This window comes from Phenylobacterium aquaticum (assembly GCF_947378715.1).
In the GTDB taxonomy this organism is placed as follows: Bacteria; Pseudomonadota; Alphaproteobacteria; order Caulobacterales; family Caulobacteraceae; genus Phenylobacterium; species Phenylobacterium aquaticum_A.
The window spans coordinates 1-24,303 of record NZ_CANCLE010000007.1; the positions used below are offsets into that span (position 1 = coordinate 1).

A 24,303-nucleotide genomic window follows, 5' to 3' on the forward strand; every position below is an offset into this window, starting at 1 on the left:
TCATCACCAGTTCGCGGCGGAAGGCGAAGCCCAGGGTCTGGTAGAGGGCGATGGCTCCGGTGTTGCTCGCATAGACATGCAGGATCGGCGTCTCGCCCCGGGCGCGGACCCGGGCGGCGATGCGGCGCATGAGAGCGGCGGCGTAGCCCCGGCCGCGATGGTCGGGGTGGGTGCAGACGCCGCTGAGCTCAGCGTGGCCCTGGGGCTGCATGCGCTCGCCGGCCATGGCGACCAGGCGGCCAGCGACCTTCACCCCGATGAAGGGGGAGAGTTCGTGGGTGCGCTCATAGAAGGGACCGGGCTGGGTCAGGGTCGCCAGGGCCAGCATGTCGGGGGCGTCGGCGGGGGTGAGGGCCAGGACCTCGAAGGGCGCGGCCGGAACCGTGATCTCGCCCTCGGCCGCCATCTGCCAGCACAGGGCCTCGGACACGACGCGGGTTCCCGGGACGGGCGGCGGGGCGGCGGGCTCGACCAGGGCGACATCGCCGTGGGCGCGGACCAGGGCGCCGAGGTCGGCGAGGCTGGCGGGGGAGGTGTCCGGTATGGCGGCGAACAGGCCGATGGCCGGATCGAAGCGCAGGGCCTGACCCTGGCGCACGGCGAGGGGAGCCTGGCGGCCGGTGAGGGCGGACCAGACCGGGCGATCGAGGGGATGTTCGGCGGACATGGGCCAAGTCCTATCGCGACCCCAGATGGAGGCAAAGTCCGGCGGGGCGGTCGACAGCAAGGTGGGGCGCCGCGATGATGCGCCCCTGACCGTTTCGGAGCCTGCATGTCCCCGCACCCCCTCGACCTCGCCACCACCCTCGAACCCCTGGGCGAGGGTCGGTTCCGGGGGCGGACCCACCCGGCCTATTGGAACATGGCCGGGCCGTTCGGCGGGGCGACGGCGGCCTTGATGATGCAGGCGGTGCTGGCCCATCCTGAACGGCGCGGCCGGCCGGTGGCCCAGACGGTGAACTTCTGCGCGGCGGTGGCCAAGGGCGAGTTCGAGATCACCGTCGAACTGGTGCGCGACGGCCGCTCCACCCAGCACTGGAACGCCGTGATGCGCCAGGGCGAGGTGGTGGTGACCACGGCGAGTTTCGTGACCGGCGCCGAGCGTGACACCTGGGCCCATGCGCCGAAGAGCCCGCCCAAGGTTCCGCCAGCCGCCGAGGTCGCGCCGATCCCGACGGCGGGTCGCATGCCCTGGTTCGACCGCTATGAGTTCCGGGTGATGAGCGGACGGACGGTGTTCGACCTGGACCCGCCAGGGGAGCTCGCGCCGGCCGACACCCTGGTCTGGATGCGCGACCTGCCGGAGCGGCCCCTGGACTATGTCGCGCTCTCGGCCCTGGCCGACACCTTCCTGGTCCGCATCCTGCTGGTGCGCGGCCATATGGCCCCGGTCGCGACCGTGTCCCTGACCACCTATTTCCTGGCAAATGAGGCGACCCTTGCGGCGCAAGGTTCGCGGCCCCTGCTGGGGCTCGCCGACGCCCGCGCCTTCCGCCACGGCTTCGCCGACCAGTCCGCCGAACTGTGGGGCGACGACGGGGTGCTGCTGGCCGTGAGCCACCAGGTGACCTGGTTCAAGGAATAGGCCTCACCGCATCAGATGCTCGGCCGCCATGCGGTACAGCGGGATGCCGAGGATCAGGTTGAAGGGGAAGACTACGCCCAGCGCCAGGCCGAGATAGACCCCGGGTTGGGCCTCGGGCAAGGCCAGGCGCATGGCGGCGGGGGCCGCGATGTACGAGGCCGAGGCGGCGAGCAGGGCGACCAGGGTCGCGTCACCCACCGATAGGCCGCCGAGCCTGGCCAGCGCCAGGCCCGCCGCCGCGCCGACCAGGGGCAGGACGAGGCTGAGCGCCAACAGTCGCGGCGGCAGGCGGGCGGCGTGGTTGAGGCTCTGGGCGGCGGTGATGCCCATCTCCAGCAGGAACAGGCACAGCACGCCCTGGAACAGGGGGTTCACGAACAGGTCGAGCTTGGCCAGGCCGCGCTCGCCCGTGGCCAGGCCGATGGCGAAGCTGCCGGCCAGGACCAGGGCCGGGCCGCCCAGGAAGACCTCACGCAGCACATCGCCGCCGCGATGGACGCCGTCCCGGCTGCGGGCCAGCAGCAGGCCAGTCAGGATGGCGGGCGCCTCCATCAGGGCCAGGACCGCCGCCATATAGCCGCCGAACGGGACGCCCTGGGCCTTCAGGAAGTCCGAACCGGTGGCGAAGGTCACCACGGAGACCGAGCCGAAGGCCGCCGCCGTGGCGGCCGCGGTCTTGCGGTCGAGGCCGCCCAGGGTGCGGAACAGGGGGAAGGTCAGGAGCGGCATGAGCAGGCTGAGCGCGAATCCGGCCAGGCCCGCATGCAGGAAGCCTGTATGGAAGCCAGCCTTGGCGGCCTCGACCCCGCCCTTGAAGCCGATGCACAGCATCAGATAGAGCGCGAAGGTCTTTACCGCGCCGGGCGGCAGGGCGAGGTCGGACTTGGCGAAGCCGGCCCCCATGCCGAGGACGAAGAACAGGACGGCCGGCGCAATGAGGTTCTGAAGCCCCAGATGCGCAGCGGCGGTGATGGTGTCGAACATGCGAGCCCCCGGTGTGCGGCGGCCCCCTTGGCCGCTCGGCGGGGCGGCTCATAGGGGGCGGGGGACGATGAGGCGCGTTGAAAGCTGTCATCTTCATCATTAGAGAATGAAATGATGGAGTGGTGAATGGATCGGATCGTCAATCTTGAGCTCGACCTGGTGCGGGCCTTCGTGACCGTCGCCGAGGCGCGGAGTTTCACCCGGGCCGGCGCGCGGCTGGGGCGGACCCAGTCGGCGATCAGCCTGCAGATGCGCCGTCTGGAGGATCGGCTGGGCGCGCAACTCCTGTCGCGGGACCCGCGCCATGTGGTGCTGACCTCGGCGGGCGAGGCGTTCCTGCCCCAGGCGCGGCGGTTGCTGCGGGTCAATGACGAGATCGTCGCCGATCTGCGCGGCGACGACCTGGAGGGCGAGGTGCGGCTGGGGGCGCCGGAGGACTTCGCCACGGTCCACCTGCCGGAGATCCTGGGCCAGTTCTCCCGCGCCCACCCGAAAGTGGCGCTGGCGGTGACCTGCGACCTGACGCTCAACCTGCTGGATCGGTTGCGCGAGGGGGCCTTGGACCTGGCCCTGGTCAAGCGCGAGCCCCTGGGGCCGGACCTGGGGGTGCGGGTCTGGCGCGAGCCCCTGGTCTGGGTGGCGGCCGACGCGGCGGTGCTCAAGCCGGGGGAGCCTGCGCCCCTGGTGGTGGCGCCGGCGCCTTGCGTCTACCGCAAGCGGGCGGTGGCGGCCCTGGAGGCGCGCGGCCGGACCTGGCGGGCCGCCTATACCAGCCCCTCCCTGGCCGGGCAGCATGCGGCGCTCAGGGCAGGATTGGGCCTGACCGTGCTGCCGCGCGACATGGTCCCACCGGACCTCAAGGTGCTGGGCGCCGCAGAGGACCTGCCCTGGCTGGAGGACGCCGAGATCGCGCTGCTGAAGCCGCGTGCGGCGATCCCGACGGCGGCCGACCGCCTGGCGGAATTCGTGCTGAGCTCCCTGGATCGCAAGCAGGCGATGGGGCCGGCATGATCTCCCTGGGGCCGACTAGGGCTTGGGCGCGAGCGGACTGCCCGGCGTCCAGGATGGGCGGGCTTCGGCGTCGGCGACGGCGGCGGTCAGCTTGTAGAAGAAGCTGTTGAAACGGGTGGCGGCGTCGAAGTCCATCGGCTGGGTCAGGTCGTCCTGGGGGCGGTGGTAGCGGACGCGGTACCATTCGCGATAGCGGGCCTCGGCCTCGGTCCCCGGATCGAACCCGAAGATGAAGCCGATGGCCGGCACGCCTATGCCCATGAACGGCCAGTGGTCGGCGCGGCCGAGCAGGCCGCGTTCCGGCTCGTGGTCGGGGCGGATCTCGATGCCCATCGACCCGGCGACCTGGCGGGCGGTCGCGCCCAGGCTGGTGTCGTCGACGGCGAGCGCCGTGAGGATCTTCAGGGGAAACAGCGGGCGCAGCTGATCCAGATTGAGGTCGGCGACCAGGCTGTCGGCCGGCACGGTCGGATGCTTCACGTACCAGTTGGCGCCGAGCAGGCCCTTTTCCTCGCCGGTGAAGGCGGCGAAGACGACGCTGCGCCGATAGCCATGGCCATGCCGGCGCTCGGCCAGGCGGACCAGCAGGGCGACATAGGCCGCGTCGTCGAGGGCGCCGTTATAGAGCCTGTCGCCGCCGACCGGCTCGCCGAAGCCGTAGCCGTCGAGGTGGGCGCTGAGCACCAGGTTCTGGCGGGCGAGGGCGGGATCGGTCCCCGGCAGGACGCCGAGCACGTTCTTCGAAGTGTAGTCGCGGCGCGCCAAAGTCAGGCTCAGCTTCAGGCGCGAAGGGATGTCGAACGCGGGCAGCGGCTGCTTGTCGCCGCCGGCCTTGAGGATCGCGGCGGCGGACTGGCCGGAGCCGGCGATCATGGCCTCGAAGCCGTCGGGGCTGAGGGTCATGGCCGGGATGGCCGGGGCGGGCTTGGCGTCGGCGAAGGCGATGGCGCGGGCGTAGGCCGCCGGCCAGCGATAGGGCTCGATCGTGAAGCCGGGATCATCGACCTGGACCACGCCGACCGCGCCGGCGGCCTGGGCGGCGGCGATCCGCTGGGCCGCCGTGGTCAGGCCCTTGCGCCGGGTGTTGAAGCAGACGGCGATCTTGCCGGCCATGTCGGTCAGGTCGGCGGGCGCGCAATAGCCGCGGAAGGCCAGGGGCGCCTCCAGGCCGGCCGGGCTGTCCTCGGTCGGGCGGATGGAGATCTGATGCAGGAAGACGAGCGGCGCCTGGCCGCCGTCAGGCCGGACCAGGGCGAAGCTGGCTGACGTCACCGCCACCTCGTGCAGCGGGACCTCCTGGAACCAGGTTCCGTGCTCGCCGGCCGGCTTGAGGCCGGCCTTGGCGAAGCGGTCGGCGACCAGGTGGGCGGCGCGGTCATAGGCCGGCGAGGCCACATCTCGGCCTTCCATGTCGTCTCCGGACAGGGCCTCGCTCGCATGCCACCAGGCCCGGGTGTCGGCGTCCTTGATCTCGGCGTCGCGGGGATGGGGGGCGGCCAGGGCCGAGGTGGCGAAGAGGGCGGCGGCGAGGACGAGGGCGATACGCATGGGAACTCCGGGCGGGACGCCTGGGACCTTAGCCGATCGCGCGCCTATGCCCAGCCGAGGGCGGCCTGACCGCGCAGGATCGCCTCGGCTTCCGGCGTGTGCTTGGCGCCCTCGTCCGGATGCAGCACCAGGGCGGGCAGGATCTGTAGCGGCGCCTTGCCGGTCTTGATGGCCCGGACCAGGACTCGCTTGGCCGGGGCGTCGGCGCGGGGGTGGATCGGGCGGATCTGGAACCCGCCGCACTTGGGCGCCAGCAGGGCCAGGATGTCGGCCAGCCGATCGGCACGGTGGATCAGGGTGATGGTCCCGCCCTCGCGCACGGCCTTGGTCAGGAAGCCGGCCCAGGCCGCCAGCCCGCCCTCGGCGATCCAGGCCTCGGTCTTGGCCGGATGCGGCGCGCGCAGGGCGCCGGGGTCGTCGAAGAAGGGCGGATTGGCGAAGGCGGCGTCGAAGGGCTTCAGCCCCAGGCGCGAGAAGGGCTGGCCGATGTCGGCCTCGAGAATCTCCACCCGGCCGGCCAGGCCATTGGCCGCGACATTGGCCCGGGCCAGGGCGGCGGCGGCGGGATCACGCTCCACCCCGGTGAAGCCTGCGTCAGGGCGCCGCACCGCCGCCGCCAGCAGGGCCGCGCCGGGACCACAGCCGGCCTCCAGCACCCGCGCGCCCTGAGCGGCGTCGCAGGCGGCGGCCAGCAGGGCCGCGTCCAGGCCGGCGCGATAGCCCTTGGCCGACTGGCGCAGTAGGATTGCGCCGTCCAGCAGGCGATCCTCCGTGGTGTCGGGAGCGGGTTCGGACGGGGCGGAAGCGGGCGGGATGTCGCGCATGGAAACGGTGGGGAACCCGATGGGGGGCGGCGCGCGGCTTGTGCTCGCCTTGACCGTGCCTTATCGCGTTCCCATTGTGCTTTCGCAAACGGGACTCCCCCAGGTCCCATGCCCATGACTGGAGATTTCGTGGACGCAGCCAGCGCCGCGGTCGTCGCCAAGCCCGCCTCGGTGGATAGGCTCCTCGAGCTTGCGCGCCCGGACATGGCCGGCGTCGACGCCCTGATCCGCGATCGCATGCAGAGTCCGGTGGCGGTGATCCCGGCGCTCGCCGAGCATCTGATCGGCGGTTCGGCCAAGCGGTTGCGGCCGCTGCTGACCATCGCCGCCGCGCGCCTGGCCGGGGCCCGCGACGACGCCTGCCTGAAGCTGGCGGCCTCGGTTGAGTTCATCCACACCGCCACCCTGCTGCACGACGATGTGGTGGATTCCTCGGAGCTGCGTCGCGGCAAGGTCGCCGCGCACCTGATCTGGGGCGCGCCGGCCAGCGTGCTGGTGGGCGATTTCCTGTTCGCGCGGTCGTTCGAGCTGATGGTCGAGGCCGGCTCCATCCAGGCGCTGGAAATCCTGGCCCGGGCAAGCCGTGTGATCGCCGAGGGCGAGGTGCTGCAATTGACCCGCAGCCACGACCTCAACCTGCCGCAGGACACCTATCTGGACATCATTCGCGCCAAGACCGCCGAGCTGTTCGCGGCGGCGGCCGAGGCCGGGGCGGTGTCGGCCGGCGCCAGCGCCGAGCAGTGCCGCAACCTGCGTCGGTTCGGCCAGAACCTGGGCCTGGCCTTCCAGCTGGTGGACGACGCGCTGGACTATTCCGGCGACGCCGGGACGCTGGGCAAGAATTCCGGCGACGACTTCCGCGAAGGCAAGGCGACCCTGCCGCTGCTGCTGGCCATCGCCCGCACGGGGCCGGCCGAGAAGGCCTTCTGGGACCGGGCCGTGGCGCGGCGCGAGCAGGAGGACGGCGACTTCGAACGGGCTCGCCGGCTGATCGCCGAGACCGGCGCCGAGGCCGCGACCCTGGAGCTGGCCGCCCACTATGCCGACGACGCCAAGGCGGCGCTTGGCGAATTCGCGGCGTCCAACAGCTGGCGCCCGGCCATGGAAGACCTGGCCGACTTCGCCGTTCAGCGGAAGATGTAGCGCTCAGAAGCCGGTGAACAGGCGGTCCAGGGCGCGGCGGATCTCGTCTTCGTAGGCGGCGAGGGAGGCGATCGCGGGGCCATAGCCCGCCTTTGGCACGCCTGCGGATTCGGCGAGGGCGAGCAGTAGCGACTCGCTTCGGAACTCAATCGCCAGGTCGACGGAGGTCAGTGCCCTCTGACCGTCGCGAACCAGCGGGGTGAGAAAAGATCGTCTCGATCGGCTCCAGATGGTGGGACTGAAGGACCATCAAGTACGGGCTGTGCTGTCGCGTCGCTCGGTTCGGATTCTCAAGAACGTCGAACTGCCGCACCTACCAGGTCCGCAAACCGGTGCTGAAGACGCCTCGCTCGCGGATGCGTCGGTTGTAGTCGGCGATGGCCTCGGCGTTTTCTTCCGCCCACTTCGCAGCCCTGGCGTCAGCCGCCGCAGCTGCCGCGGCTGGGCCTGAAGCGGCCAGCAGAGCTTCACGCAGCGCACGTTCAACGACGCGTTCAGTCAGCACGCCGGCGGCCTCGGCTTGAGCGAGGAGATCGGCGTCGATCTTGAGTTCGGTCTTGCCCATGGGCCGAAGATAATCCGGTTCCGTGCGTCCGGCTAGCGGCGCAGCTGGTGCGACCAGGGGCGGTTCGCGACGGAGGTGAAGCCCTGGGCCTCCCAGAACGCCGCCGCCGCGTCGCCGCCGGCGTGGACGGTGATCAGGGCGGTCTGGCCGAAGGCTTCCTGGATCAGGGCGGTGGCGATCGCGCGGCCGACGCCGTCGCGGCGATGGGCGGGGCCGACATAGAGCCGGCGCATCCGCAGGGCGGGTTCTTCCGACGGTTCCGGTTCGACGGTCAGGCCGCCGATCCCGGCGAGGCCGCCGCCAGCCAGGGCGGCCAGCAGGGCGACGAAGCGCGGTTCACCGGCCGCCCACTCGGCGGCCAGGCGGTCCATGTGCCGGTGACCCTCGGCGGCGGCCTCGGCGCGAAGACGCTCGAAGCCTTCAGGGAGGCCGTCCTCGATCCGGACGAGCTGGATCATCAGCCCGGGCTGATCATCTTCTCGGGACGGACATAGAGGTCGAACTCCTCGTTCGTCAGATAGCCGCCGCCGACGGCCTCGTCGCGCAGGGTGGTGCCGTTCTTGTGGGCCGCCTTGGCGATCTTGGCGCAGGTGTCGTAGCCGAGCTTGCCGTTGAGCGCGGTGACCAGCATCAGCGAGCGCTCGAGGGCGGCCTTGATGTTGTCCTCGCGGGCCTCGATGCCGACCACGCAGTTGTCGGTGAAGGAGATGGCGGCGTCGGCCAGCAGGCGGCAGGACTGCAGGAAATTATAGGCCATGACCGGGTTGAAGACGTTGAGCTCGAAATGGCCGGACGCGCCGGCGAAGGTCATGGTGGCGTTGTTGCCGAACACCTGGGCGCAGACCATGGTCAGGGCCTCGCACTGGGTCGGATTGACCTTGCCGGGCATGATCGACGAGCCCGGCTCGTTCTCCGGCAGGCTGAGTTCGCCCAGGCCCGAGCGCGGGCCGCTGCCCAGGAAGCGGATATCGTTGGCGATCTTGAACAGCGAACCGGCGACGGTGTTGAGCGCCCCGTGGCTGAACACCATGGCGTCGTGGGCGGCCAGGGCCTCGAACTTGTTGGGGGCGGTGACGAAGGGCAGGTGGGTGATGGCGGCGATCTTCTCGGCCACCTTTTCGGCGAAGCCCACGGGAGCGTTGAGGCCGGTGCCGACGGCGGTGCCGCCCTGGGCCAGTTCATAGAGGCCGCCCAGGGTGGTCTTGATCCGCCGGACGCCGCTGGCGACCTGCTGGGAATAGCCGGAGAACTCCTGGCCAAGGGTCAGGGGGGTGGCGTCCTGGGTGTGGGTGCGGCCGATCTTGATGATGTGGGCGAAGGCCTCCTGCTTGGCCGCCAGGGCGGCGTGCAGATGCTCCAGCGCCGGCATCACCTCGCGGGCCACCTGCTCGGCGCAGGCGATGTGCATGGCGGTCGGATAGGTGTCGTTGGACGACTGGCTCATATTGACGTGGTCGTTGGGGTGGACCGGCTTCTTGGAGCCCATCTCCCCGCCCATCATCTCGATGGCCCGGTTCGAGATCACCTCATTGGCGTTCATGTTCGACTGGGTGCCCGACCCGGTCTGCCAGACCACCAGGGGGAAGTGGTCGTCGAGCTTGCCGTCGATGACCTCCTGGGCGGCGGCGATGATGAACTTGGCGATCTCCGGGTCGAGGCGGCCGAGCTCCATATTGGCTTCGGCGGCGGCGCGCTTGACGATGCCCAAGGCCCGGATCACGGGCTTGGGCTGCTTCTCCCAGCCGATCTTGAAATTGCCGAGGCTGCGCTGGGACTGAGCGCCCCAATAGACGTTGGTCGCGACCTCGATGGGGCCGAAGGTGTCGGATTCGGTGCGGGTCGCGGTCATGTCTTTCAAGCCTCCAGCCAGTTCGCCGCGCCGGTTTAGCGAACACGGGCGAGACTGCAAGAACGAGAGGCCCTATGGACCGTCAATGGACGAGACCTGGACACAGCACGGCAAGGTGCGGGCGCGGTCGATCCCGGCGGGGATCGAGATCGTTGTCGACGGCGTGACGACGCAAGCGCGCTACTACAAGCCGTTGATCTACGAATTCTTCCGCAAGGCCTGGCGCGGATCGCGGCCGGCCTGGGGCGAGTACGCGGTCGAGATACTGATGGAATATGTCGGCGACCCGCCATGGATGGACCTCGACAACCTGGCCAAGGCCCTGCTGGACGCGATCAAGGGCTACGCCTTCCACGACGACGCCCAGGTGGCGCGGCTGTTGGTCGAGCGCCGGGCCGGGGAGCGAGAGCGGATGACCATATTGGTGACCCGGCTGACCGAGGCTGAGGACTGGCGGATCAGGCCCGCTTAGCTGCGGGCTTTTCCAGAGCCTGGGCGATCAGCAGGGCGTTGGCGACGATCACCAGGGTGGTGTAGCGGCCGACGCTTTCCGGCGGCATCTGCGGCAGCAGCCGGGCGAAGTTCACCGCCAGGGCGCAGGCCCCCAGCACGCCCGGCGCGGCATAGATCAGCGCCGCGATCACCCGCCTGCGGCGAGGCAGGTGGCGCAGGCGCGCGGTGAGCTGGAAGAACATCGCCGTCGCGGCGGCCACCAGCACGGCGTTGAGGGCGTAGAACCAGAAGGCCTGCTCGATCACGCCGCGCGCAAAGGCCACGTAGAACAGGGTCGCGGCGCCCCAGACCAGCGCGCCCACCGCCCCAAACCAAAGTCCGTCCTGTTTCGACACGGTTTCCCCCTCCGTACGCCTGATGCAAGCACAGGCTTGCGACAGGCGTGCCAAGGAACGCCTGTTGGGAGAACGAAGGTCCGGGAAGGGTCGCTCGCTGGGCGAGGATGTGCGGACAACCGGGTCCGTCGTCCAGACACAGTTGCGCCCGCATCTGGGGGGATGCGGGCCCATCTTTCAAAAACAGTTGCGCCCGCATCTGGGGGGATGCGGGCGCGGGTCGTGAACCTAGTCTGGGGGGAGCTAGGGGTTCAGCGATACTGTTGCAGACGGGTGGTCCGCAGGCCGGCGAGACCGTGCCGGTCGATAGATTTCTGCCAGGCGAGGAATTCCTCGTTGGTCAGTGAATAGCGCTCACAGGCTTCATCGAGCGTGAGCAGTCCGCCACGGACCGCAGCCACGACTTCCGCCTTGCGCCGGATGACCCAGCGGCCGGTGTCCGTCGGCGGAAGGTCGCCGATCGTCAAAGGCGCGCCGGTCGGGCCGATCACGTAAGGTTCGCCACGGCTGTTCGTCCGGGTCTGCTGTTGTTGCAACATGGCTTTACGCCTTTCCCACCATCATTCTTCAGTGGGAATATAACCGGCAGGACATAACAGCCGGTGAATCGCAATAGTAAAGAAAGGTCTAACCATTCGCTCCCCCGTGTACTAAACCGACACAGTCAAAGATGTCGAGGCAAGTTAAAGCTGATTAACATCAAGACTTATCGCTTAATGCTGATCAACTCTTCCAACATCTGGTCGGCCGTGGTGATGATCTTCGAGGACGCTGAGTAAGCTTTCTGTGTCGAGATCAGGCCAGTGAACTCGGCGGACAGGTCGACGGTCGAAGCTTCCAAGGTCGAGGAGGCGATCTGGCCGGCCCCGGCGACCTTCGGCTGCTTCACGGAGAAGTCGCCGGACGGAATGGTCGGCTGATAGGCATTGCCGCTGACCGGCTTCAGGCCATCCGGGTTCGGGAAGGTGGCCAGGCCGATCTGGGCGATCTTGCGGATTTCCGAGTTGTCGAAGATGGCGGAGACCACGCCGCTCTCGTCGACTTCCACGCCGACCACGTTGCCGACCTGGGCGCCGTCGGGGTTCACCGACTTCACGCTGGAGACCGAGGCGTACTGGCTGAGCTTGGAGAGGTCGAGGGCGATGGTCGAGGAGGCCAGACCCTTGCTGGCGGCCCAGGCCGGGGCGACGCCGCCGGTCGAGGAGTCGATGGTCAGGGACGGGGTGTTGCCCGCGCCGCCGAACAGGGTGGTGTTGGTCTTGTCGAAGGTGCCGTCCGAATTGAACACCACCGAGCCCGAGGCCAGCTGGCCGGAGTTGCCGTTGGCCACCACGTCGCTGGCCGGGACCGCATAGACTTCCGCGTGCCAGGTGTTGGGGGCGGTGGAGTCCTTCAGGAAGGACATGGCCAGCTTGTGGGTGTCGCCGACCGAGTCGATGACGTTCATCTCGATAGTGAAGTCGGGCTTATAGACCGTGTTGCCCTGCGGGTTGTCGGCGTAGCCCGCCATGGAGGTGGAGGCCGCCGTGGCGACATAGCCGGTGTCGCCGACCGAGCCGGTGATGCCGCGCTGGTCGACATTGGCGTTGATGACCACGTTGGAGGTGGCGCGAACCGCCGAGCCCAGGTTCTTGACGTTGATCGCCGACATCTTGCTCAGGTCGGACGGGCTGGTGTCGACCGTGCCGTCATTGGCCACCGGCCAGCCCTGCAGATAGAGCTTGGCGTCATTGACCAGGAAGCCGTCGGCGTCGACGCTGAACGAGCCCGAGCGCGTGAACTTGCGCGGGTCGGAGGCGGTGAGGCCCGAGCTCTTGTCGGTGACGACGAAGAAGCCGTCGCCGGAGATGCCCAGATCGGTGGGCGAGGACGCGGTCTGGATCAGGCCCTGCTGCGCCACATAGGTGCGGGTCACGGCCTGGACGCCGCCCGCCGAGTAACGGCCCTTGACCGCCTGGGACGTCACGACGTTGGCGAAGTCGACGGCGTTGCGCTTGTAGGCGGTGGTGTTGACGTTGGCGATGTTGTCGGAGATCGCCGCCAGAGCGGAGGAGTTGGCGATCAGCCCCGAAACGCCGGCGGCCATTGCGCTGTTGATACTCATGCGGGCATGCCTTCTTTGACTGTCGAGGTCGTGTCAGAGGTCAGGGAGAACCGGTGGGCCATCAGGCGGCCGTGTCGGTCGTGGCGGGGTTGGTGGTGGTCGACGAGGTGGAGCTCGTCGAGGCGCTGTCGATCTGATTGATGCTGGTGACGGTCTCCCAGGGGATCTGGGCGCCTCCCAGAGTGATCAGGGTCTTGCCGTTGGTCTGCTGAACGCCGGTCACCACGCCCTTGACGAAGACCGTCGGGGTGATGGCGGCGCCAGAGGCGTCCTTGGCGGTGATCTTCATGGTGTAGGGGCCGCCGTCGGCCAGCTGCTTGCCGGTCAGGTCCTTGCCGTTCCAGCTGTAGGTGTGGTCGCCGGCCGTCTTGTCGGTGGGCGAGGCGACCTGAACGACCTTGCCATTGGCGTCGAGCACCTCGATCTGCACGCTGTCGGCGGCGGAGGGCAGGGTGTAGCTCCAGTCGGCCTTGCCCTTGACCAGGCCGGCGTCGGCCGAGGTCGCCTTGACCTCTTTGCCGATCAGGGCGACGGCGGTCGAGATGCCGCTGCCGGTGTTGGTGACCAGCTGCTTCAGAAGGTCGTTGGAATAGATCTGCTGCTCGACCCCGGTCATCTGGGTCAGCTGCTGGGTGAACTGGTTCGAATCCAGCGGCGACAGCGGGTCCTGGTTCTTCAGCTGCGTGGTCAGCAGCGTCATGAAGGTGTCGAAGTTCGCCGCCAGGCGCGCCTTGCCCAGGGCCCCGGTGTCGGTCGTGGCGTTTGTGGTGACGCCCGTGGTGGAGTCGACAGCCATGATCTAGATCCTGATGTCCACGCCCGCAGCGGGGCGTGTGCGATAGGCGAGCGCACTGGAAAGCGCGGCGTCGGCGCTGCCGCTGGCGGTGTCGAGCGCGGCCTGGAAGGCGCGGCCGCGCGCCTGGCCGCCGCCGTCGGAGGTCGATTGCCCGGTCTGGTTCTGGTTGGCCTGGCCGCGATCTCCCGCGACGTCGAAGGACATGCCGCCGGACATGTCGAAGCCCGCCTGCTCCAGGGCCTTGGTCAGTTCATCCGCCCGGCCGCGCAGCTCGGCGGCGGCCTGGGGGTTCTCGAAGGACATGGAGGCGGTCAGGCGGCCGTGGGCGCCGATCTCGATGCGGACATCGACCCGGCCGAGATCGGCGGGGTTCAGTTCGACGTCGAACCGGGTGGTGCGGCCGTCCAGCTTCTTGACGATCTGGGCGGCGAGGCTGGCCACGGTCTCCGGAGAGCCGCGCACCGGTACGGTCGCGCGGCTGGTTCCGGTCGCCTGCTCGGCGGCCAGGGCCGGGGCGGCGGCGGGCTGGTTGGTGGGGTCCTTGGCGTCGGTCTTGGTCTCGGCCTCGGCCTTGCCGAGCGCCGGGTCCACGGCGTCGGCCGTATCGGCGCCCTGAGCCTGGGCGCCCGTCGCCGCTATGGCGGTGGTCGCCGTGGCCGGCTGGGCCGCGCTGGCCGCCGCCGTGGCGGTGGTCGGGGCGGCGCCGCCTTCCTTACGGGCCTCGGCGGCCTTGGCGGCGCGGCTGGTCGGGCGTTCGGCGGGTGTCAGGAGCGCAGGCGGCGCGGCCTCGGCGGCGACCGCCTGGAGTTCCGGCGTGGGCGGCGTCGCGACCTCGAGCGCCTGGGCGGCGTCGATGGGCGGCGGCTCGGCGGGCGGCGCGGCCTCCGGCTTGATCTGGGCGGCGGCGACCGGGGCGACCGGCGTTGCGGCGGCATTGGCCCCCTGGCCAGCTGGCGCATAGGCGGCCGCGTCCTGACCGGCCCGGCCGGCGGCGCGAGCGGTCTGTGCGGCCTGGGCGGGGAGCCCGAGGTCTGGGACGCCGGCGGCGTCGTCGCCTGCGATCTCGGCGGCATGGGCGTCGAGCGCGTCATTGGCCGCATTGGCCAGGCGGGCGGTCTGAGCGGCGTGCGCAGCGCCCTTGCCGCCAGCAGCGAGCAGGGCGTCGTCGGTGGCGACAGCGCCTTCACCGGCCTTGGCGGCGGTGGTCGCCGGCTGCGGCGCGGCCGGGGTCTGGCCGGAGAGCATATAGAGCAGGGCGGTGGCGGTGGCGTCCGGGCTCGCCGGAGCGTCGACGGCGGCCAGAGCGTCCGCGGCCTTGTCGTCGCCGGTCTTGGCGGCGCCATTGGCCTGGGTCGCGTCAGCGCCGGCGGCTTTGCCCGCCGCCGCGAGCAGGGCGTTGGCCGCCGCGCCGGTCGGGTTCATGCCCTGATGGCCGAAGAAGGCGGCCAGAAGCGTCTCGAAGCCGTTCACCTGACCGTGGCCGGCCGCAGCGGTCTTTCCAAACAGACCCACGGCCGCGTTCGCGCCCGCACCGGCGACGCCGGAGGTCTGAGCCGTCTGAGCGGCGATGGAAAAGCCTGCAGCCATGGTGTCCGTGATGTCTTGGGCCCAGCGAGGAAGCGAGGGTCCGACGGGAAGGCGCTTGCTGCGCCACGGTCATTCGAACCTGTCAGAGCAACCTCCGCGCCAACTCAGGGCGTGGGGCCAGGCAATTGAAAAACAAGGACAAAAATAGGCCGTTAAGGCCTCGGAAACCTCTGCTCGCGGCGCTTTTTGCCGGGCGCCTGGGGGTCATGTGGCGTCCCTTGCCGGTCCAGAGAGGGGTGTTCGCGCGGCTGGCCGAGCCCGGTTGGCCCTTATGGTTAATCTTGGCGCCAGTCTTGCGCCCATGATCGGGACGGCAGCGGCCTTCGAATGGGTCGGTGTTGATTTATATGGATTTTTCCCTGCCCCTCGCGCGGGCGCTTAGTTAAGGTCCCGGCAGAATTCGCCGGGTCGCGCGCAAGGGTTGCCGGGCGGAGGGTATGTCATGTCCCTGAGCATCGCGATGAAGACGGCGGCCTCGGGCCTGATCGCGGCCCAGACCGGCCTGCGGACGGTGTCCGACAACATCGCCAACGTGAACACCACCGGCTACGTCCGCAAGACCGTGGACCAGCAGCCGCTGGTGGTCGGCGGCATGGGGATGGGCGTCGAGATCACCGGCATCAACCGGGTGACCGACCAGTATCTGCAGGGCGCCTCGATGACGGCGACCTCGGACTCCGCCAAGTGGGGCTCGATGTCGCAATATCTCGACAACGCCCAGGGCCTGTTCGGCGACCCCTCAGGCGACAGCTTCTTCTTCACCCGGCTGGACAATATCTGGTCGTCGTTCTCGGCGGCGGGCAATGACCCGTCCTCCAGCCTGATGCGCGGCCAGGCGCTGTCCAGCGTCCAGGACTTCGTCAACGAAGCCCAACGGATCAACACCCAGATCACCTCGCTGGGGGACACGGTCGACGCCCAGGCCCAGACCGATATCACCAACGCCAATGACCTGCTGAAGCAGATCAACTCGCTGAACTCCGACATCAGCCGGGCGCGGCTGTCGCGCGGCGACTCCTCCGGCTCGGAGAACATCCAGAGCAGCCTGGTGGACCAGCTCTCCAAGTTGCTGAGCATCCAGGTCACGCCGCGCGAAAACGGCGGGGTGACGGTGCGCACGGAGGAAGGGTTCCAGCTGGCCGGCGATCAGGCCGCGACGCTCAGCTATAACCGCACGGACGCGACCAAGGCCTTCATCGCCATCGAGCCCTCGGGCGGCGTGGGGTCGCCTCAGCCGATCGCCGCCTCGTCCGGCCAGGTGCGGGCGCTGATGGACCTGCGCGACAAGAACCTGCCGGGGCTGGCCGACCAGCTGGGCGAGTTCATGAACGAGGCCGCCAACCGCATCAACGCGGTGCACAACGCCTCGACCGCCGTGCCGGCGCCCACCAGCCTGACCGGCCGCGACACCGGCCTGGACCTGCCGACCGCCATCGCCCACTTCACCGGCAAGTCCACGGTGGCGGTGGTCGACAACACCGGCGTGGTGCAGCAGACCGTGGCCATCGATTTTGACGCCCACACCATGAGCGTCAATGGCGGGGCGGGGACCGGCTTCGCCGACGCCTCCTTCCTGACCGACCTGAACAACGCCCTGGGCGGCACGGCGACGGCGTCGTTCAGCGGCGGGGCGCTCACCCTTGCGGCCACCGGCACGAACGGCGTCGCCATCGACGAGGGCACCTCGATGAAGGCCGGGCGGGCCTTCTCGCACTTCTTCGGCCTGAACGATCTGGTGCGCTCGACCGGCGGGCCGACCAATTACGACACCGGCATGACCGCCTCGGACGCCAATGGCTATACGCCCGGCGACACCATCGCCTTCCGCCTGGCCCTGGCCAATGGCAAGCCGGTGTTCGATGTCAGCGTGCCGGTGCCGGCCGCCCCCAGCGACATGCAGGGACTGGTCGACGCCCTGAACGCCACGGGGACCGGGGTCGGTCAGTATGGCCAGTTCAGCCTGAACGCGAACGGCAAGCTCGCCTTCAAGGCCACGACCTCCTACGACATCACCCTGTCGGTGACCGCCGACCACACCCAGCGCGGCATCGGCGGACCGTCGATCTCCAAGCTGTTCGGCCTGTCGACCTTCGAGCGCACCAGCCGCGCCAGCCGGCTGCAGGTCGATCCGACCCTGACCGGCGATCCGACCAAGCTGGCGCTCGCCCAGCTGGACCTCACCGCCACCCCGCCGGCCTCCTCGATCCGCCCCGGCGACGGGCGCGGCGGGGCGTCGATGTCCCAGGCGGGCGACGTGCTGACCAGTTTCGACGCCGCCGGGACCCTGGGCTCTGTGACCATGAGCCTGTCGCGCTACGCCTCGGAATTCGGCGGGGCGGTGGGCCGGACGGCGCAGGCCGCCGACACCAGCAGCAAGTCGGCGACCTCGGTCGCCAACGAAGCCACCTCGCGGCGTCAGGCCACCGAAGGCGTCAATATCGACGAGGAGCTCGTGCGCCTCACCACCTATCAGCAGGCGTTCAACGCCTCGGCCCGGATGATCACCGCGGCCAAGGACATGTTCGACGTCCTGACGAACATGATCTGACCTAGGAGCCTAGCAAGATGAATCGCGTTTCGACGGGAGGCAGCTACAGCGCGGTCCTGACCAACATCATGGCCGCTCAGCAGAGCCAGACCGACGCCGGCGACCGGGTTGCGACCCAGAAGAACGGCACCAATCTGAAGGACTATGCGCGCAACGCCGAGATCCTGACCTCGATGCGGGCCGTGGACACCCGGCTGCAGGGCTATACCGACAACAACGCCCGCCTGGTGGACAAGCTGACCACCCAGGACTTCGCCCTGAACCAGGTGGCGAGTTCGGCCGACTCGGTGCGCCAGACCATCGCCGACGCCCTGGCCAGCGGCCGGGGCGACACCCTGATGCAGGATCTGCAGGGCTTCTTCGGCAATGCGGTCGAGGGGTTGAACGCCCGCTATGGCGGCAAATACCTGTTCGCCGGCGGCCAGATCGACACCCAGCCGGTGTCGGCCCAGATCATGGCCGACCTGACCAATGGCCAGCCGATCTCCAGCTTCTTCCACAACGACACCTATACGGTGGACGCCAAGGTCGACGACTCCACCACGGTCAAGACCGGTCTGCTGGCCGACGGCCTGGGCACCGACCTGTTGACCTCGTTCCAGACCATCCAGACCTTCCAGCAGAGCGGCGCCGGGCCGTTCAACGGCATCCTGACCGACGCCCAGAAGACCTTCCTGGAGGGGCAGCTCAGCAGCTGGTCCACCTTGCACCAGAACCTGGTCAATAACGCCGCCCGCAACGGCATGGTCCAGACCCGGGTGGACAACGTCCAGAAGGACCTCACCAATCGGGTGACCAGCATCAAGGGCATGATCGGCGGCATCACCGACGCCGACATGACCAAGGCGGCCAGCGACCTGCAGCAGGCTCAGCTGGCGGTGCAGGCGGCGGCCCAGGTGTTCGTCACCTTGAAGGACACCTCGCTGCTGAACTTCATCAAATAGGCCGATCCGGCCGGGGTCAGAGCGAGAACTCGCCGCCGATCCGCCGCACCAGCCGTTCGCCCGACCAGACTTCGGCGGCGAAGCGGTCGCCCTTCAGGGCCTGAGCCGCCTCCAGCGCCGCCTGATCATCCGCATAGTCAGCCTCCTGAGCGTCGCTGATGCGCTCCTGCGGGGTCAGGACATAGATGCGATAGGGGCTCAACACGGCGTATCCAGGGTGACCTTCGGGATCGAAAATCCTCTTGAGACGGCGTCCCATCCTGAAATTTACTTTGAAGACTGGGTAGGCGTCCACAAGGTCCAGCTGAATTCCTCGTGATTATTTACGATAACCTTGTTCGCCAAGTCGCGCCGGAGAGATATCGGCGGTGAACTCGCAAAACCGCCGCCGAGCCGCTACATAGGCCCCATGAACGCGCTTTTCACCGACGCCGCCGTCGAAGCGGCCCGGGCCGCCGTGGGGCTGCCTGCGGGATCGCGCGTGGTGGCGGCCATGTCCGGCGGAGTGGATTCCACGGTGACGGCCGCCCTCCTGGCCCGCGCCGGCTATGACGTGGTCGGCGTCACCCTGCAGCTCTATGACCACGGCGCGGCGATCCAGAAGAAGGGCGCCTGCTGCGCCGGCCAGGATATCCATGACGCCCGCACCGCCGCCGAGGCGATCGGCATTCCGCACTACGTTCTCGACTATGAGAGCCGGTTCAAGGAACAGGTCATCGAGGATTTCGCCGACGCCTATCTGCGCGGCGAGACGCCCATCCCCTGCATCCGCTGTAATCAGACGGTGAAGTTCCGCGACCTGCTGGATACGGCCCGCGACCTGGGCGCCGCGGCCATGGCCACGGGCCACTATGTGCGCCGCGAGGCGGGCGCGATGGGCCCCGAACTGCACCGCGCCGCCGACCCGGCCCGCGACCAGAGCTATTTCCTGTTCGCCACCACGGCCGAGCAGCTGGCCTATCTGCGCTTCCCCCTGGGCGGCATGCCCAAGCCGGAGGTGCGTCGGGCGGCGGCCGAGCTGGGTCTGGCCATCGCCGACAAGCCGGACAGCCAGGACATCTGCTTCGTGCCGGAAGGCCGCTACACCACGGTGATCGACCGCTTGCGACCGCAGGGCGCCGTGCCCGGCGAGATCGTCCACATGGACGGTCGCGTGCTGGGCCGCCACGAGGGCGTGACCCGCTACACCATCGGCCAGCGCCGGGGGCTGAACGTGGCGGTAGGCGATCCGCTGTTCGTCACCCGCATCGACGCCGAGCGCCGCCAGGTGATCGTCGGGCCGCGCGAGGCGCTGCTGACCCGGGCCTGCGGCTTGAAGGAAACCAACTGGCTGGGCGAAGGCGCCTCGATCGAGGCCGCCCTGGGCCGGCCGGTGCTGGCGCGGGTGCGCTCCACGCGCGAGCCGGTAGCCGGGCGCCTGGCCTTGGTCGACGGGGTGATCGGGATTGAGTTCGAGACGCCGGAGGAGGGCGTCGCGCCGGGCCAGGCCTGTGTGCTCTATGCGCCGGAGGCGTCGAGCCGGGTGCTGGGCGGCGGCTTCATCGACCGCACGGTGCGGGCCGAGATCGAGGTCGGCTGACCTCTATTGCGGCATCGCATTGCCGATCTTGGCGTAGGTGCCGCTGATCTTGGTCTTCAGATTGGTCATGGCGGTGATCAGGACGATGGAGATCAGGGCTGCGATCAGCCCGTATTCGATCGCCGTCGCGCCACGTTCGTCAGCGATGAATCTCTTCACGAAGTCCAAGTCTAGATCCCCTGAGCGTGGCTGCGCCGAACTGATTGGTTCAGCGAGCACAATATCCGTGGCGCGAGTTAAAGTTAGACTAACCGTCCAATCGCGACGCCCGAATCTCGCCATAATCTAATCGAGGCGAGCGGTTACATCTTCTGGTGGACTGAGGGTGCTGATCAGTATTCGTGGATAAGATTCTGTAAATTTCAGGCTTGGCTTCAGGCTGCGCCACCTGACGCAACGTCGGTCCTCCCCAGGCGGGGGCGCAGGCACTATATCCCTCCCATGACCCAAGCTTCCGATCCCGTCGTCATCGCGTCCTTCGCCCGCACGCCCATGGGCGGCTTCCAGGGGGTGTTCTCCTCCGTCAAGGCCACGGCCCTCGGCGCGGCCGCCGTGCAGGCGGCGGTGGAACGGGCGGGACTGAACCCCGACCAGGTGCAGCAGATCATCATGGGCTGCGTGCTGCCGGCCGGCCTCGGCCAGGCGCCGGCCCGCCAGGCGGCGCTGGGCGCAGGCCTCTCCAAGTCCGTCGAGGCGACCACGGTCAACAAGATGTGCGGCTCGGGCATGCAGGCTGCGATCATGGCCCATGACGCCCTGGCCGCCGGATCGGTCGACATTATCGTGGCCGGGGGCATGGAGAGCATGACCAACGCCCCCTACATCCTGGCCCGCCACCGGGCCGGCGCGCGGATCGGCCACGACACGGCCTATGACCACATGTACCTCGACGGCCTGGAGGACGCCTATGAGCCCGGTCGGCTGATGGGCAGCTTCGCGGAGGAGACCGCCCGGGCCTATCAGTTCAGCCGCCAGGCCATGGACGACTTCGCCATCTCCAGCCTGAACCGCGCCAAGGCGGCGGTGGAGAGCGGGGCCTTTGCTCGCGAGATCGTTGGCGTCGAGGTGACCAGCCGCCAGGGAACCCTGCTGGTCGAGACCGACGAGCAGCCGGGCAAGGCCGACCCGGCCAAGATCCCGACCCTGAAGCCGGCTTTCGCCAAGGACGGGGCGATCACCGCGGCCAACGCCAGTTCGATCTCCGACGGGGCCGCAGCCCTGGTCCTGACCCGGGCCTCGGTGGCGGAAAAGCTGGGGATGAAGGTGGTGGCGCGGATCGCCGCCCATGCCGGCCACGCCCACGAGCCCAGCCAGTTCGCCACCGCCCCCGTGCCGGCCATCCGCAAGGTGCTGGCCCGCGCCGGCTGGAGCGTCGAGGAGGTCGACCTGTTCGAGGTCAATGAGGCCTTCGCCGTGGTGGCCATGGTCGCCGAGCAGGAGCTGGGGATCGACCGGGCCCGGCTCAACGTCAATGGCGGCGCCTGTGCGCTCGGCCACCCGATCGGCGCCTCGGGCGCGCGGATCCTGGCCACCCTGATCTCGGCGCTGGAGACGCGCGGCGGCCGGCGCGGCGTCGCCAGCCTGTGCATCGGCGGCGGCGAGGCGACGGCCGTGGCGGTGGAGCTGGTCTAGCTCAGAGGGTCTTCGCCAGAGCCTCGAGTTGGCTGGCCACGACGTTCCAGCCCTCCCGGAAGCCCATGGCCTCGTGCTGGGTCTTCTTCTCCACGCTGGGATGGCCGACCCGCGCCGTATAGAGCGTCCGGCCGTCGGCCTGAGGCTCGAAGGTGAGGACCGCCGTCATCATGGAGTCCGGATTGGGAACCCAGCCCTCGCTGAAGGCGTCGGTGAAGACCAGCTTCCTGCCCGGATCGATCTCCAGATAGACGCCGCCGTTCGGAAAGGATTCCCCGTCCGGCCCATACATCATCATGTCGCTGGCGCCGCCCGGGCGCAGGTCCATGCGCGAGACCTCGGCCCGCCAGGGCTTGGGGCAGAACCATTCCGGATAGAGTTCCGGCGTGGTCCAGGCCTTGAACAGCTGATCGGGCGTCGCCTCCATGAGATGAGCGATGACCAGTTCGCGGTCGTTGCGGGGTTCGATCTCTACGGGGACAGCCAAGACGTGCTCCTGAATTGAGGTTTGCGCTTAGGACGGGCGAGCCCGCGCCGTCCCGACAGGCGACCGTCTATTTCGCCGCATCGAGCAGATTGATCGTCACCCCGCCGGGGAGCGACATCTGGCCGGGCGCCATGCCGGCGGGGCAGGGCCCCTGCCAGGCGGCGTCGATGACCATCTTGCGGGTTCCGTTCATCATCGGGGTCTGGGCGCCGACCGTCGAGCTCTCGGCGGTGATCTGGTAGTGGCTGTTGAAGTCGCCGGCGGCCAGGCCCGAGGTGGTGGTCTTGCCGCCGGAGCCCATGTCGCAGACCGAGGAGAACCGCCAGCCGCCGTCCGCCGTGCTGGAGGCCAGGTTCTTCTCGCAGACATCCTGGGTCGCCTGGGCGCCCCACCAGGACAGCTTGGCGTCGGTGGCTTCGTCCAGGCAGATGCGGCTGACCTGCACGAAGTCGCCATTGGAGACCCGCTGTTCCCACAGGCCCGGCTTGCGCTTCGGCGCGGTCTGGGAGGGCGGGGCGGCCGCGCCGTTGGCGGGCGGCTTGGCGGCCTGGTCGCCAGTCTTGGAACAGGCCGACAGGGTGAGCGCGACCGCCGTGGCGAGGATCAGGACGCGAGGGTTCATGACGGTCTCCGGGAATTGTGATGCTGCGCGAGGCTAGTGGGGATCGCAATGCCTAGCGAGGCGCTTATGTTCAGGCCATGAGCGATCTCAAAGACACCGGCGCCCGCTACGAGATGGTCGAGCAGGGCCTGACCTCCTGGGCCGACTATCGCCGCGCCGGCGACCGGCTGTTCATCGACCATGTCGAGGCGCCCGTCGCCCTGCGCGGAACCGGCGCGTCGGGCCGGCTGATGGCGGCGCTGGCCGCCGACGTCCGCGCCAAGGGCCTGAGGATCACCCCGATCTGCGGCTACGCGGCGGCGTGGCTGCGGCGGAGCCAGGCGTTCGGCGACCTGGTGGGTTGATCGCTGCGTCCATTTCCCGCATCGCCGGGCGCGTTCTGCCGGCTGTAAGCCCCTCTAAAGCATCTGGGAGGAGGCGCGGCATGGCCGTTCGGTTGGGAGTCGTGGCGGGGCTGGACCTGGTTCCCCTGGCCGACGCGGAGCTCCGCGAACTATTGGCCGCGCGCGAGGCCTTCGCCCGCCAGCGGATCGGCTGGTATGCGCGCCGTCGCCGACTGGCCCAGGCCGCCTCCCATCTGTTGCGCGGCGTGGGCTGCGCCTTCATCGCGGTCGGTGCGGTGACGCCCGCCCTGCGTGAGGCCATCCCCGCCGTCGCGGCCACGACGCTGGGGTCCTTCGCCTTTGGATATGTGCTGCTGGGTCTCGGGGCGGCGGCGGTGGCCGTCGACCAGGTGTTCGGCGTCGGCCGGTCCGTCCCCCGGTTGGCCGCCGCCGAGTTCGGGGTGGCCGGTGAGCTGGAGCTGTTCCGCGCGGACTGGATCTCTGCCGGTGAGGCGCCGGCGGCGGAAGCCCGCCGGCGTCGCATCGACCTGGCCCGGGGCTTCACCGCCGAGATCAACCGCCTGGTCCGCCGCGAGTCCGACCGGGCCCAGGACATGGCGATCTGAGCCTGGGTTGGGGGTCGCCGAACCTGGTTGAGGCGGCTCGGCCGCCAGGAAGAATTGACCACGAACCACACGAACGACACGAACGGGGCCGCGCTGACCTAGGGGTTCGTGTGGTTCGTGTGGTTCGTGGACTAGATTTCTTGCCTTAGTGCGGATCGCCGTGGGGGCTGGCCTCGACCTCGGGATTGCCGCCGCCCAGTCGTGCGAGCCGACGGGCGCTCTCATCCTGGACCAGGGTGACCAGGGCCTGGCGGACCAGAGACGCGGTGTCTTCCACCCCGGTCAGCGCCTTGGCGCGGACGATCAGTTCCGCATGGCGAGCGACGCCACCGCCTGGGCGCGGGCCTCGCAGTCCTCGACCAGTCGCCGGGCGATCTCGCGCACCCCGGCCGGATAGACGTCGCCGCCTGAGGAGATGTCCTCGGCCAGGACCTTCAACTCCTCAAGCGCGGTCTTCAGGGACAGCACATGCTTGTGCGCCAGTCCCCGGGCCTCGGCCTGCAGCCGCTTCACCTGGTCGGAGATCCGCTCGGGCGGCGCCGGCGGCGCTGCCGCCTCGACCAGCGCGACAGCCTCGACAACCAGGGGCGCAGGCTCGACCCGCTTGGCCCCGTTATCCGCCACCACCTTCAACGCACGTCCACGCATAGCCATAGCTCCGTATCGGCACAGGTAGCGGGGCGCGCTGCAGGATTGGG

At 69.2% G+C, this 24,303-nt stretch carries 29 protein-coding genes; 10 read left to right on the plus strand and 19 right to left on the minus strand.

Features of this window, described 5'->3' with window-relative positions; translation table 11 throughout:
* Window positions 1-667: GNAT family N-acetyltransferase (locus tag Q7P21_RS02120; RefSeq protein WP_304175513.1), on the minus strand; the 667-nt coding region annotated here is incomplete at its 3' end.
* Window positions 668-772: 105 nt separating this feature from the next.
* Between Q7P21_RS02120 and Q7P21_RS02125 the strand changes: the two genes are divergently transcribed.
* The gene (locus Q7P21_RS02125; RefSeq protein WP_304175515.1) at window positions 773-1,585 is read left to right on the plus strand and encodes an acyl-CoA thioesterase II; all 813 of its coding nucleotides are present in this window, start codon (window positions 773-775) and stop codon (window positions 1,583-1,585) included.
* A 3-nt stretch (window positions 1,586-1,588) separates the two neighbouring features.
* On the opposite strand, the gene Q7P21_RS02130 is transcribed toward Q7P21_RS02125, so the two are convergent.
* Complete coding sequence (locus tag Q7P21_RS02130; protein WP_304170965.1) at window positions 1,589-2,569, minus strand: sodium-dependent bicarbonate transport family permease; 981 nt, start codon at window positions 2,567-2,569, stop codon at window positions 1,589-1,591.
* A 126-nt stretch (window positions 2,570-2,695) separates the two neighbouring features.
* On the opposite strand from Q7P21_RS02130, the gene Q7P21_RS02135 reads away from it, so the two are divergent.
* Complete coding sequence (locus Q7P21_RS02135; RefSeq protein WP_304175516.1) at window positions 2,696-3,580, plus strand: LysR substrate-binding domain-containing protein; 885 nt, start codon at window positions 2,696-2,698, stop codon at window positions 3,578-3,580.
* Window positions 3,581-3,595: 15 nt separating this feature from the next.
* Here Q7P21_RS02135 and Q7P21_RS02140 read toward each other — a convergent pair whose 3' ends face one another.
* Both Q7P21_RS02140 and Q7P21_RS02145 read right to left on the minus strand, forming a co-directional pair.
* Window positions 3,596-5,128: a M28 family peptidase gene (locus Q7P21_RS02140; protein WP_304175518.1), complete on the minus strand. Its 1,533-nt coding sequence runs from the start codon at window positions 5,126-5,128 to the stop codon at window positions 3,596-3,598.
* A 44-nt stretch (window positions 5,129-5,172) separates the two neighbouring features.
* Entirely contained in the window at window positions 5,173-5,952 is a 780-nt protein-coding gene (locus Q7P21_RS02145; protein ID WP_304175520.1) for a tRNA1(Val) (adenine(37)-N6)-methyltransferase, read from the minus strand.
* A 129-nt stretch (window positions 5,953-6,081) separates the two neighbouring features.
* On the opposite strand from Q7P21_RS02145, the gene Q7P21_RS02150 reads away from it, so the two are divergent.
* A complete protein-coding gene (locus Q7P21_RS02150; RefSeq protein WP_304170969.1) occupies window positions 6,082-7,095 on the plus strand; it encodes a polyprenyl synthetase family protein in 1,014 nt (337 codons plus the stop codon).
* Window positions 7,096-7,098: 3 nt separating this feature from the next.
* Here Q7P21_RS02150 and Q7P21_RS20465 read toward each other — a convergent pair whose 3' ends face one another.
* The 4 genes from Q7P21_RS20465 to fumC form a co-directional block, all read right to left on the minus strand.
* The gene (locus tag Q7P21_RS20465) at window positions 7,099-7,326 is read right to left on the minus strand and encodes a CcdB family protein (protein WP_368670088.1); all 228 of its coding nucleotides are present in this window, start codon (window positions 7,324-7,326) and stop codon (window positions 7,099-7,101) included.
* An 82-nt stretch (window positions 7,327-7,408) separates the two neighbouring features.
* Complete coding sequence (locus Q7P21_RS02155; protein ID WP_304175522.1) at window positions 7,409-7,660, minus strand: type II toxin-antitoxin system CcdA family antitoxin; 252 nt, start codon at window positions 7,658-7,660, stop codon at window positions 7,409-7,411.
* Between the two features lie 32 nt (window positions 7,661-7,692).
* Window positions 7,693-8,118, minus strand: a complete 426-nt coding sequence (locus tag Q7P21_RS02160) for a GNAT family N-acetyltransferase (protein WP_304175524.1) — start codon at window positions 8,116-8,118, stop codon at window positions 7,693-7,695.
* On the minus strand, window positions 8,118-9,509 hold the full coding sequence (fumC, locus tag Q7P21_RS02165) for a class II fumarate hydratase (protein ID WP_304175526.1): 1,392 nt from the start codon (window positions 9,507-9,509) through the stop codon (window positions 8,118-8,120). The genes Q7P21_RS02160 and fumC overlap by 1 nt, the downstream gene beginning before the upstream one ends.
* 85 nt (window positions 9,510-9,594) lie before the next feature.
* On the opposite strand from fumC, the gene Q7P21_RS02170 reads away from it, so the two are divergent.
* On the plus strand, window positions 9,595-9,981 hold the full coding sequence (locus tag Q7P21_RS02170; RefSeq protein WP_304175528.1) for a RusA family crossover junction endodeoxyribonuclease: 387 nt from the start codon (window positions 9,595-9,597) through the stop codon (window positions 9,979-9,981).
* Here the strand turns inward: Q7P21_RS02170 and Q7P21_RS02175 are convergent.
* From Q7P21_RS02175 to Q7P21_RS02195, 5 genes are all read right to left on the minus strand, one after another.
* On the minus strand, window positions 9,968-10,357 hold the full coding sequence (locus Q7P21_RS02175; RefSeq protein WP_304175530.1) for a DUF5367 family protein: 390 nt from the start codon (window positions 10,355-10,357) through the stop codon (window positions 9,968-9,970). The two genes, Q7P21_RS02170 and Q7P21_RS02175, sit on opposite strands and share 14 nt — an antisense overlap.
* A 251-nt stretch (window positions 10,358-10,608) precedes the next feature.
* On the minus strand, window positions 10,609-10,896 hold the full coding sequence (locus Q7P21_RS02180) for a DUF1153 domain-containing protein (protein WP_304175532.1): 288 nt from the start codon (window positions 10,894-10,896) through the stop codon (window positions 10,609-10,611).
* 167 nt (window positions 10,897-11,063) lie between these two features.
* Window positions 11,064-12,461, minus strand: coding sequence for a flagellar hook protein FlgE (locus Q7P21_RS02185; RefSeq protein WP_304168856.1), 1,398 nt, complete (start codon window positions 12,459-12,461; stop codon window positions 11,064-11,066).
* A gap of 61 nt (window positions 12,462-12,522) precedes the next feature.
* Window positions 12,523-13,257 carry a flagellar hook assembly protein FlgD gene (locus Q7P21_RS02190; protein WP_304175534.1) on the minus strand — a complete coding sequence of 245 codons (735 nt, stop codon included), beginning with the start codon at window positions 13,255-13,257 and terminating at the stop codon, window positions 12,523-12,525.
* Window positions 13,258-13,260: 3 nt separating this feature from the next.
* Window positions 13,261-14,844, minus strand: a complete 1,584-nt coding sequence (locus Q7P21_RS02195) for a flagellar hook-length control protein FliK (RefSeq protein ID WP_304175536.1) — start codon at window positions 14,842-14,844, stop codon at window positions 13,261-13,263.
* A 442-nt stretch (window positions 14,845-15,286) separates the two neighbouring features.
* On the opposite strand from Q7P21_RS02195, the gene flgK reads away from it, so the two are divergent.
* Together flgK and Q7P21_RS02205 are read left to right on the plus strand one after the other, a co-directional pair.
* Window positions 15,287-17,392, plus strand: a complete 2,106-nt coding sequence (gene flgK, locus Q7P21_RS02200; RefSeq protein WP_304168864.1) for a flagellar hook-associated protein FlgK — start codon at window positions 15,287-15,289, stop codon at window positions 17,390-17,392.
* Window positions 17,393-17,409: 17 nt separating this feature from the next.
* The gene (locus tag Q7P21_RS02205; RefSeq protein ID WP_304168867.1) at window positions 17,410-18,336 is read left to right on the plus strand and encodes a flagellin; all 927 of its coding nucleotides are present in this window, start codon (window positions 17,410-17,412) and stop codon (window positions 18,334-18,336) included.
* A gap of 16 nt (window positions 18,337-18,352) precedes the next feature.
* Here the strand turns inward: Q7P21_RS02205 and Q7P21_RS02210 are convergent, their stop codons facing one another.
* Window positions 18,353-18,538 carry a hypothetical protein gene (locus Q7P21_RS02210; protein ID WP_304168869.1) on the minus strand — a complete coding sequence of 62 codons (186 nt, stop codon included), beginning with the start codon at window positions 18,536-18,538 and terminating at the stop codon, window positions 18,353-18,355.
* A gap of 207 nt (window positions 18,539-18,745) precedes the next feature.
* On the opposite strand from Q7P21_RS02210, the gene mnmA reads away from it, so the two are divergent.
* On the plus strand, window positions 18,746-19,915 hold the full coding sequence (gene mnmA / locus Q7P21_RS02215) for a tRNA 2-thiouridine(34) synthase MnmA (RefSeq protein WP_304168871.1): 1,170 nt from the start codon (window positions 18,746-18,748) through the stop codon (window positions 19,913-19,915).
* A gap of 3 nt (window positions 19,916-19,918) precedes the next feature.
* Here the strand turns inward: mnmA and Q7P21_RS02220 are convergent, their stop codons facing one another.
* The gene (locus Q7P21_RS02220) at window positions 19,919-20,083 is read right to left on the minus strand and encodes a Flp family type IVb pilin (protein ID WP_304168873.1); all 165 of its coding nucleotides are present in this window, start codon (window positions 20,081-20,083) and stop codon (window positions 19,919-19,921) included.
* Between the two features lie 273 nt (window positions 20,084-20,356).
* On the opposite strand from Q7P21_RS02220, the gene Q7P21_RS02225 reads away from it, so the two are divergent.
* Window positions 20,357-21,547: an acetyl-CoA C-acyltransferase gene (locus tag Q7P21_RS02225; protein WP_304175538.1), complete on the plus strand. Its 1,191-nt coding sequence runs from the start codon at window positions 20,357-20,359 to the stop codon at window positions 21,545-21,547.
* Window position 21,548: 1 nt separating this feature from the next.
* Here Q7P21_RS02225 and Q7P21_RS02230 read toward each other — a convergent pair whose 3' ends face one another.
* Both Q7P21_RS02230 and Q7P21_RS02235 read right to left on the minus strand, forming a co-directional pair.
* A complete protein-coding gene (locus Q7P21_RS02230) occupies window positions 21,549-22,034 on the minus strand; it encodes an SRPBCC family protein (RefSeq protein ID WP_304168879.1) in 486 nt (161 codons plus the stop codon).
* Between the two features lie 67 nt (window positions 22,035-22,101).
* A complete protein-coding gene (locus Q7P21_RS02235; RefSeq protein ID WP_304168882.1) occupies window positions 22,102-22,656 on the minus strand; it encodes a DUF3617 family protein in 555 nt (184 codons plus the stop codon).
* 77 nt (window positions 22,657-22,733) lie between these two features.
* Here Q7P21_RS02235 and Q7P21_RS02240 point away from each other — a divergent pair, with 77 nt between their 5' ends.
* Both Q7P21_RS02240 and Q7P21_RS02245 read left to right on the plus strand, forming a co-directional pair.
* Window positions 22,734-23,000, plus strand: coding sequence for a GNAT family N-acetyltransferase (locus tag Q7P21_RS02240; protein WP_304175540.1), 267 nt, complete (start codon window positions 22,734-22,736; stop codon window positions 22,998-23,000).
* An 80-nt stretch (window positions 23,001-23,080) separates the two neighbouring features.
* Complete coding sequence (locus Q7P21_RS02245; RefSeq protein ID WP_304168888.1) at window positions 23,081-23,605, plus strand: SLATT domain-containing protein; 525 nt, start codon at window positions 23,081-23,083, stop codon at window positions 23,603-23,605.
* 145 nt (window positions 23,606-23,750) lie between these two features.
* On the opposite strand, the gene Q7P21_RS02250 is transcribed toward Q7P21_RS02245, so the two are convergent.
* Complete coding sequence (locus tag Q7P21_RS02250; RefSeq protein WP_304168891.1) at window positions 23,751-23,882, minus strand: hypothetical protein; 132 nt, start codon at window positions 23,880-23,882, stop codon at window positions 23,751-23,753.
* Between the two features lie 26 nt (window positions 23,883-23,908).
* Complete coding sequence (locus tag Q7P21_RS02255; protein WP_304175542.1) at window positions 23,909-24,253, minus strand: hypothetical protein; 345 nt, start codon at window positions 24,251-24,253, stop codon at window positions 23,909-23,911.
* Window positions 24,254-24,303 lie beyond the last annotated feature (50 nt).

Bases quoted from the DNA above. Each gene is read 5' to 3' on its own strand.
- Q7P21_RS02125 (WP_304175515.1), top strand. From the start codon at position 773: ATGTCCCCGCACCCCCTCGACCTCGCCACCACCCTCGAACCCCTGGGC.
- Q7P21_RS02130 (WP_304170965.1), bottom strand. From the start codon at position 2,569: ATGTTCGACACCATCACCGCCGCTGCGCATCTGGGGCTTCAGAACCTC.
- Q7P21_RS02135 (WP_304175516.1), top strand. From the start codon at position 2,696: ATGGATCGGATCGTCAATCTTGAGCTCGACCTGGTGCGGGCCTTCGTG.
- Q7P21_RS02140 (WP_304175518.1), bottom strand. From the start codon at position 5,128: ATGCGTATCGCCCTCGTCCTCGCCGCCGCCCTCTTCGCCACCTCGGCC.
- Q7P21_RS02145 (WP_304175520.1), bottom strand. From the start codon at position 5,952: ATGCGCGACATCCCGCCCGCTTCCGCCCCGTCCGAACCCGCTCCCGAC.
- Q7P21_RS02155 (WP_304175522.1), bottom strand. From the start codon at position 7,660: ATGGGCAAGACCGAACTCAAGATCGACGCCGATCTCCTCGCTCAAGCC.
- Q7P21_RS02160 (WP_304175524.1), bottom strand. From the start codon at position 8,118: ATGATCCAGCTCGTCCGGATCGAGGACGGCCTCCCTGAAGGCTTCGAG.
- fumC (WP_304175526.1), bottom strand. From the start codon at position 9,509: ATGACCGCGACCCGCACCGAATCCGACACCTTCGGCCCCATCGAGGTC.
- Q7P21_RS02170 (WP_304175528.1), top strand. From the start codon at position 9,595: ATGGACGAGACCTGGACACAGCACGGCAAGGTGCGGGCGCGGTCGATC.
- Q7P21_RS02180 (WP_304175532.1), bottom strand. From the start codon at position 10,896: ATGTTGCAACAACAGCAGACCCGGACGAACAGCCGTGGCGAACCTTAC.
- Q7P21_RS02185 (WP_304168856.1), bottom strand. From the start codon at position 12,461: ATGAGTATCAACAGCGCAATGGCCGCCGGCGTTTCGGGGCTGATCGCC.
- Q7P21_RS02190 (WP_304175534.1), bottom strand. From the start codon at position 13,257: ATGGCTGTCGACTCCACCACGGGCGTCACCACAAACGCCACGACCGAC.
- Q7P21_RS02195 (WP_304175536.1), bottom strand. From the start codon at position 14,844: ATGGCTGCAGGCTTTTCCATCGCCGCTCAGACGGCTCAGACCTCCGGC.
- flgK (WP_304168864.1), top strand. From the start codon at position 15,287: ATGTCCCTGAGCATCGCGATGAAGACGGCGGCCTCGGGCCTGATCGCG.
- Q7P21_RS02205 (WP_304168867.1), top strand. From the start codon at position 17,410: ATGAATCGCGTTTCGACGGGAGGCAGCTACAGCGCGGTCCTGACCAAC.
- mnmA (WP_304168871.1), top strand. From the start codon at position 18,746: ATGAACGCGCTTTTCACCGACGCCGCCGTCGAAGCGGCCCGGGCCGCC.
- Q7P21_RS02225 (WP_304175538.1), top strand. From the start codon at position 20,357: ATGACCCAAGCTTCCGATCCCGTCGTCATCGCGTCCTTCGCCCGCACG.
- Q7P21_RS02235 (WP_304168882.1), bottom strand. From the start codon at position 22,656: ATGAACCCTCGCGTCCTGATCCTCGCCACGGCGGTCGCGCTCACCCTG.
- Q7P21_RS02240 (WP_304175540.1), top strand. From the start codon at position 22,734: ATGAGCGATCTCAAAGACACCGGCGCCCGCTACGAGATGGTCGAGCAG.
- Q7P21_RS02245 (WP_304168888.1), top strand. From the start codon at position 23,081: ATGGCCGTTCGGTTGGGAGTCGTGGCGGGGCTGGACCTGGTTCCCCTG.
- Q7P21_RS02255 (WP_304175542.1), bottom strand. From the start codon at position 24,253: ATGCGTGGACGTGCGTTGAAGGTGGTGGCGGATAACGGGGCCAAGCGG.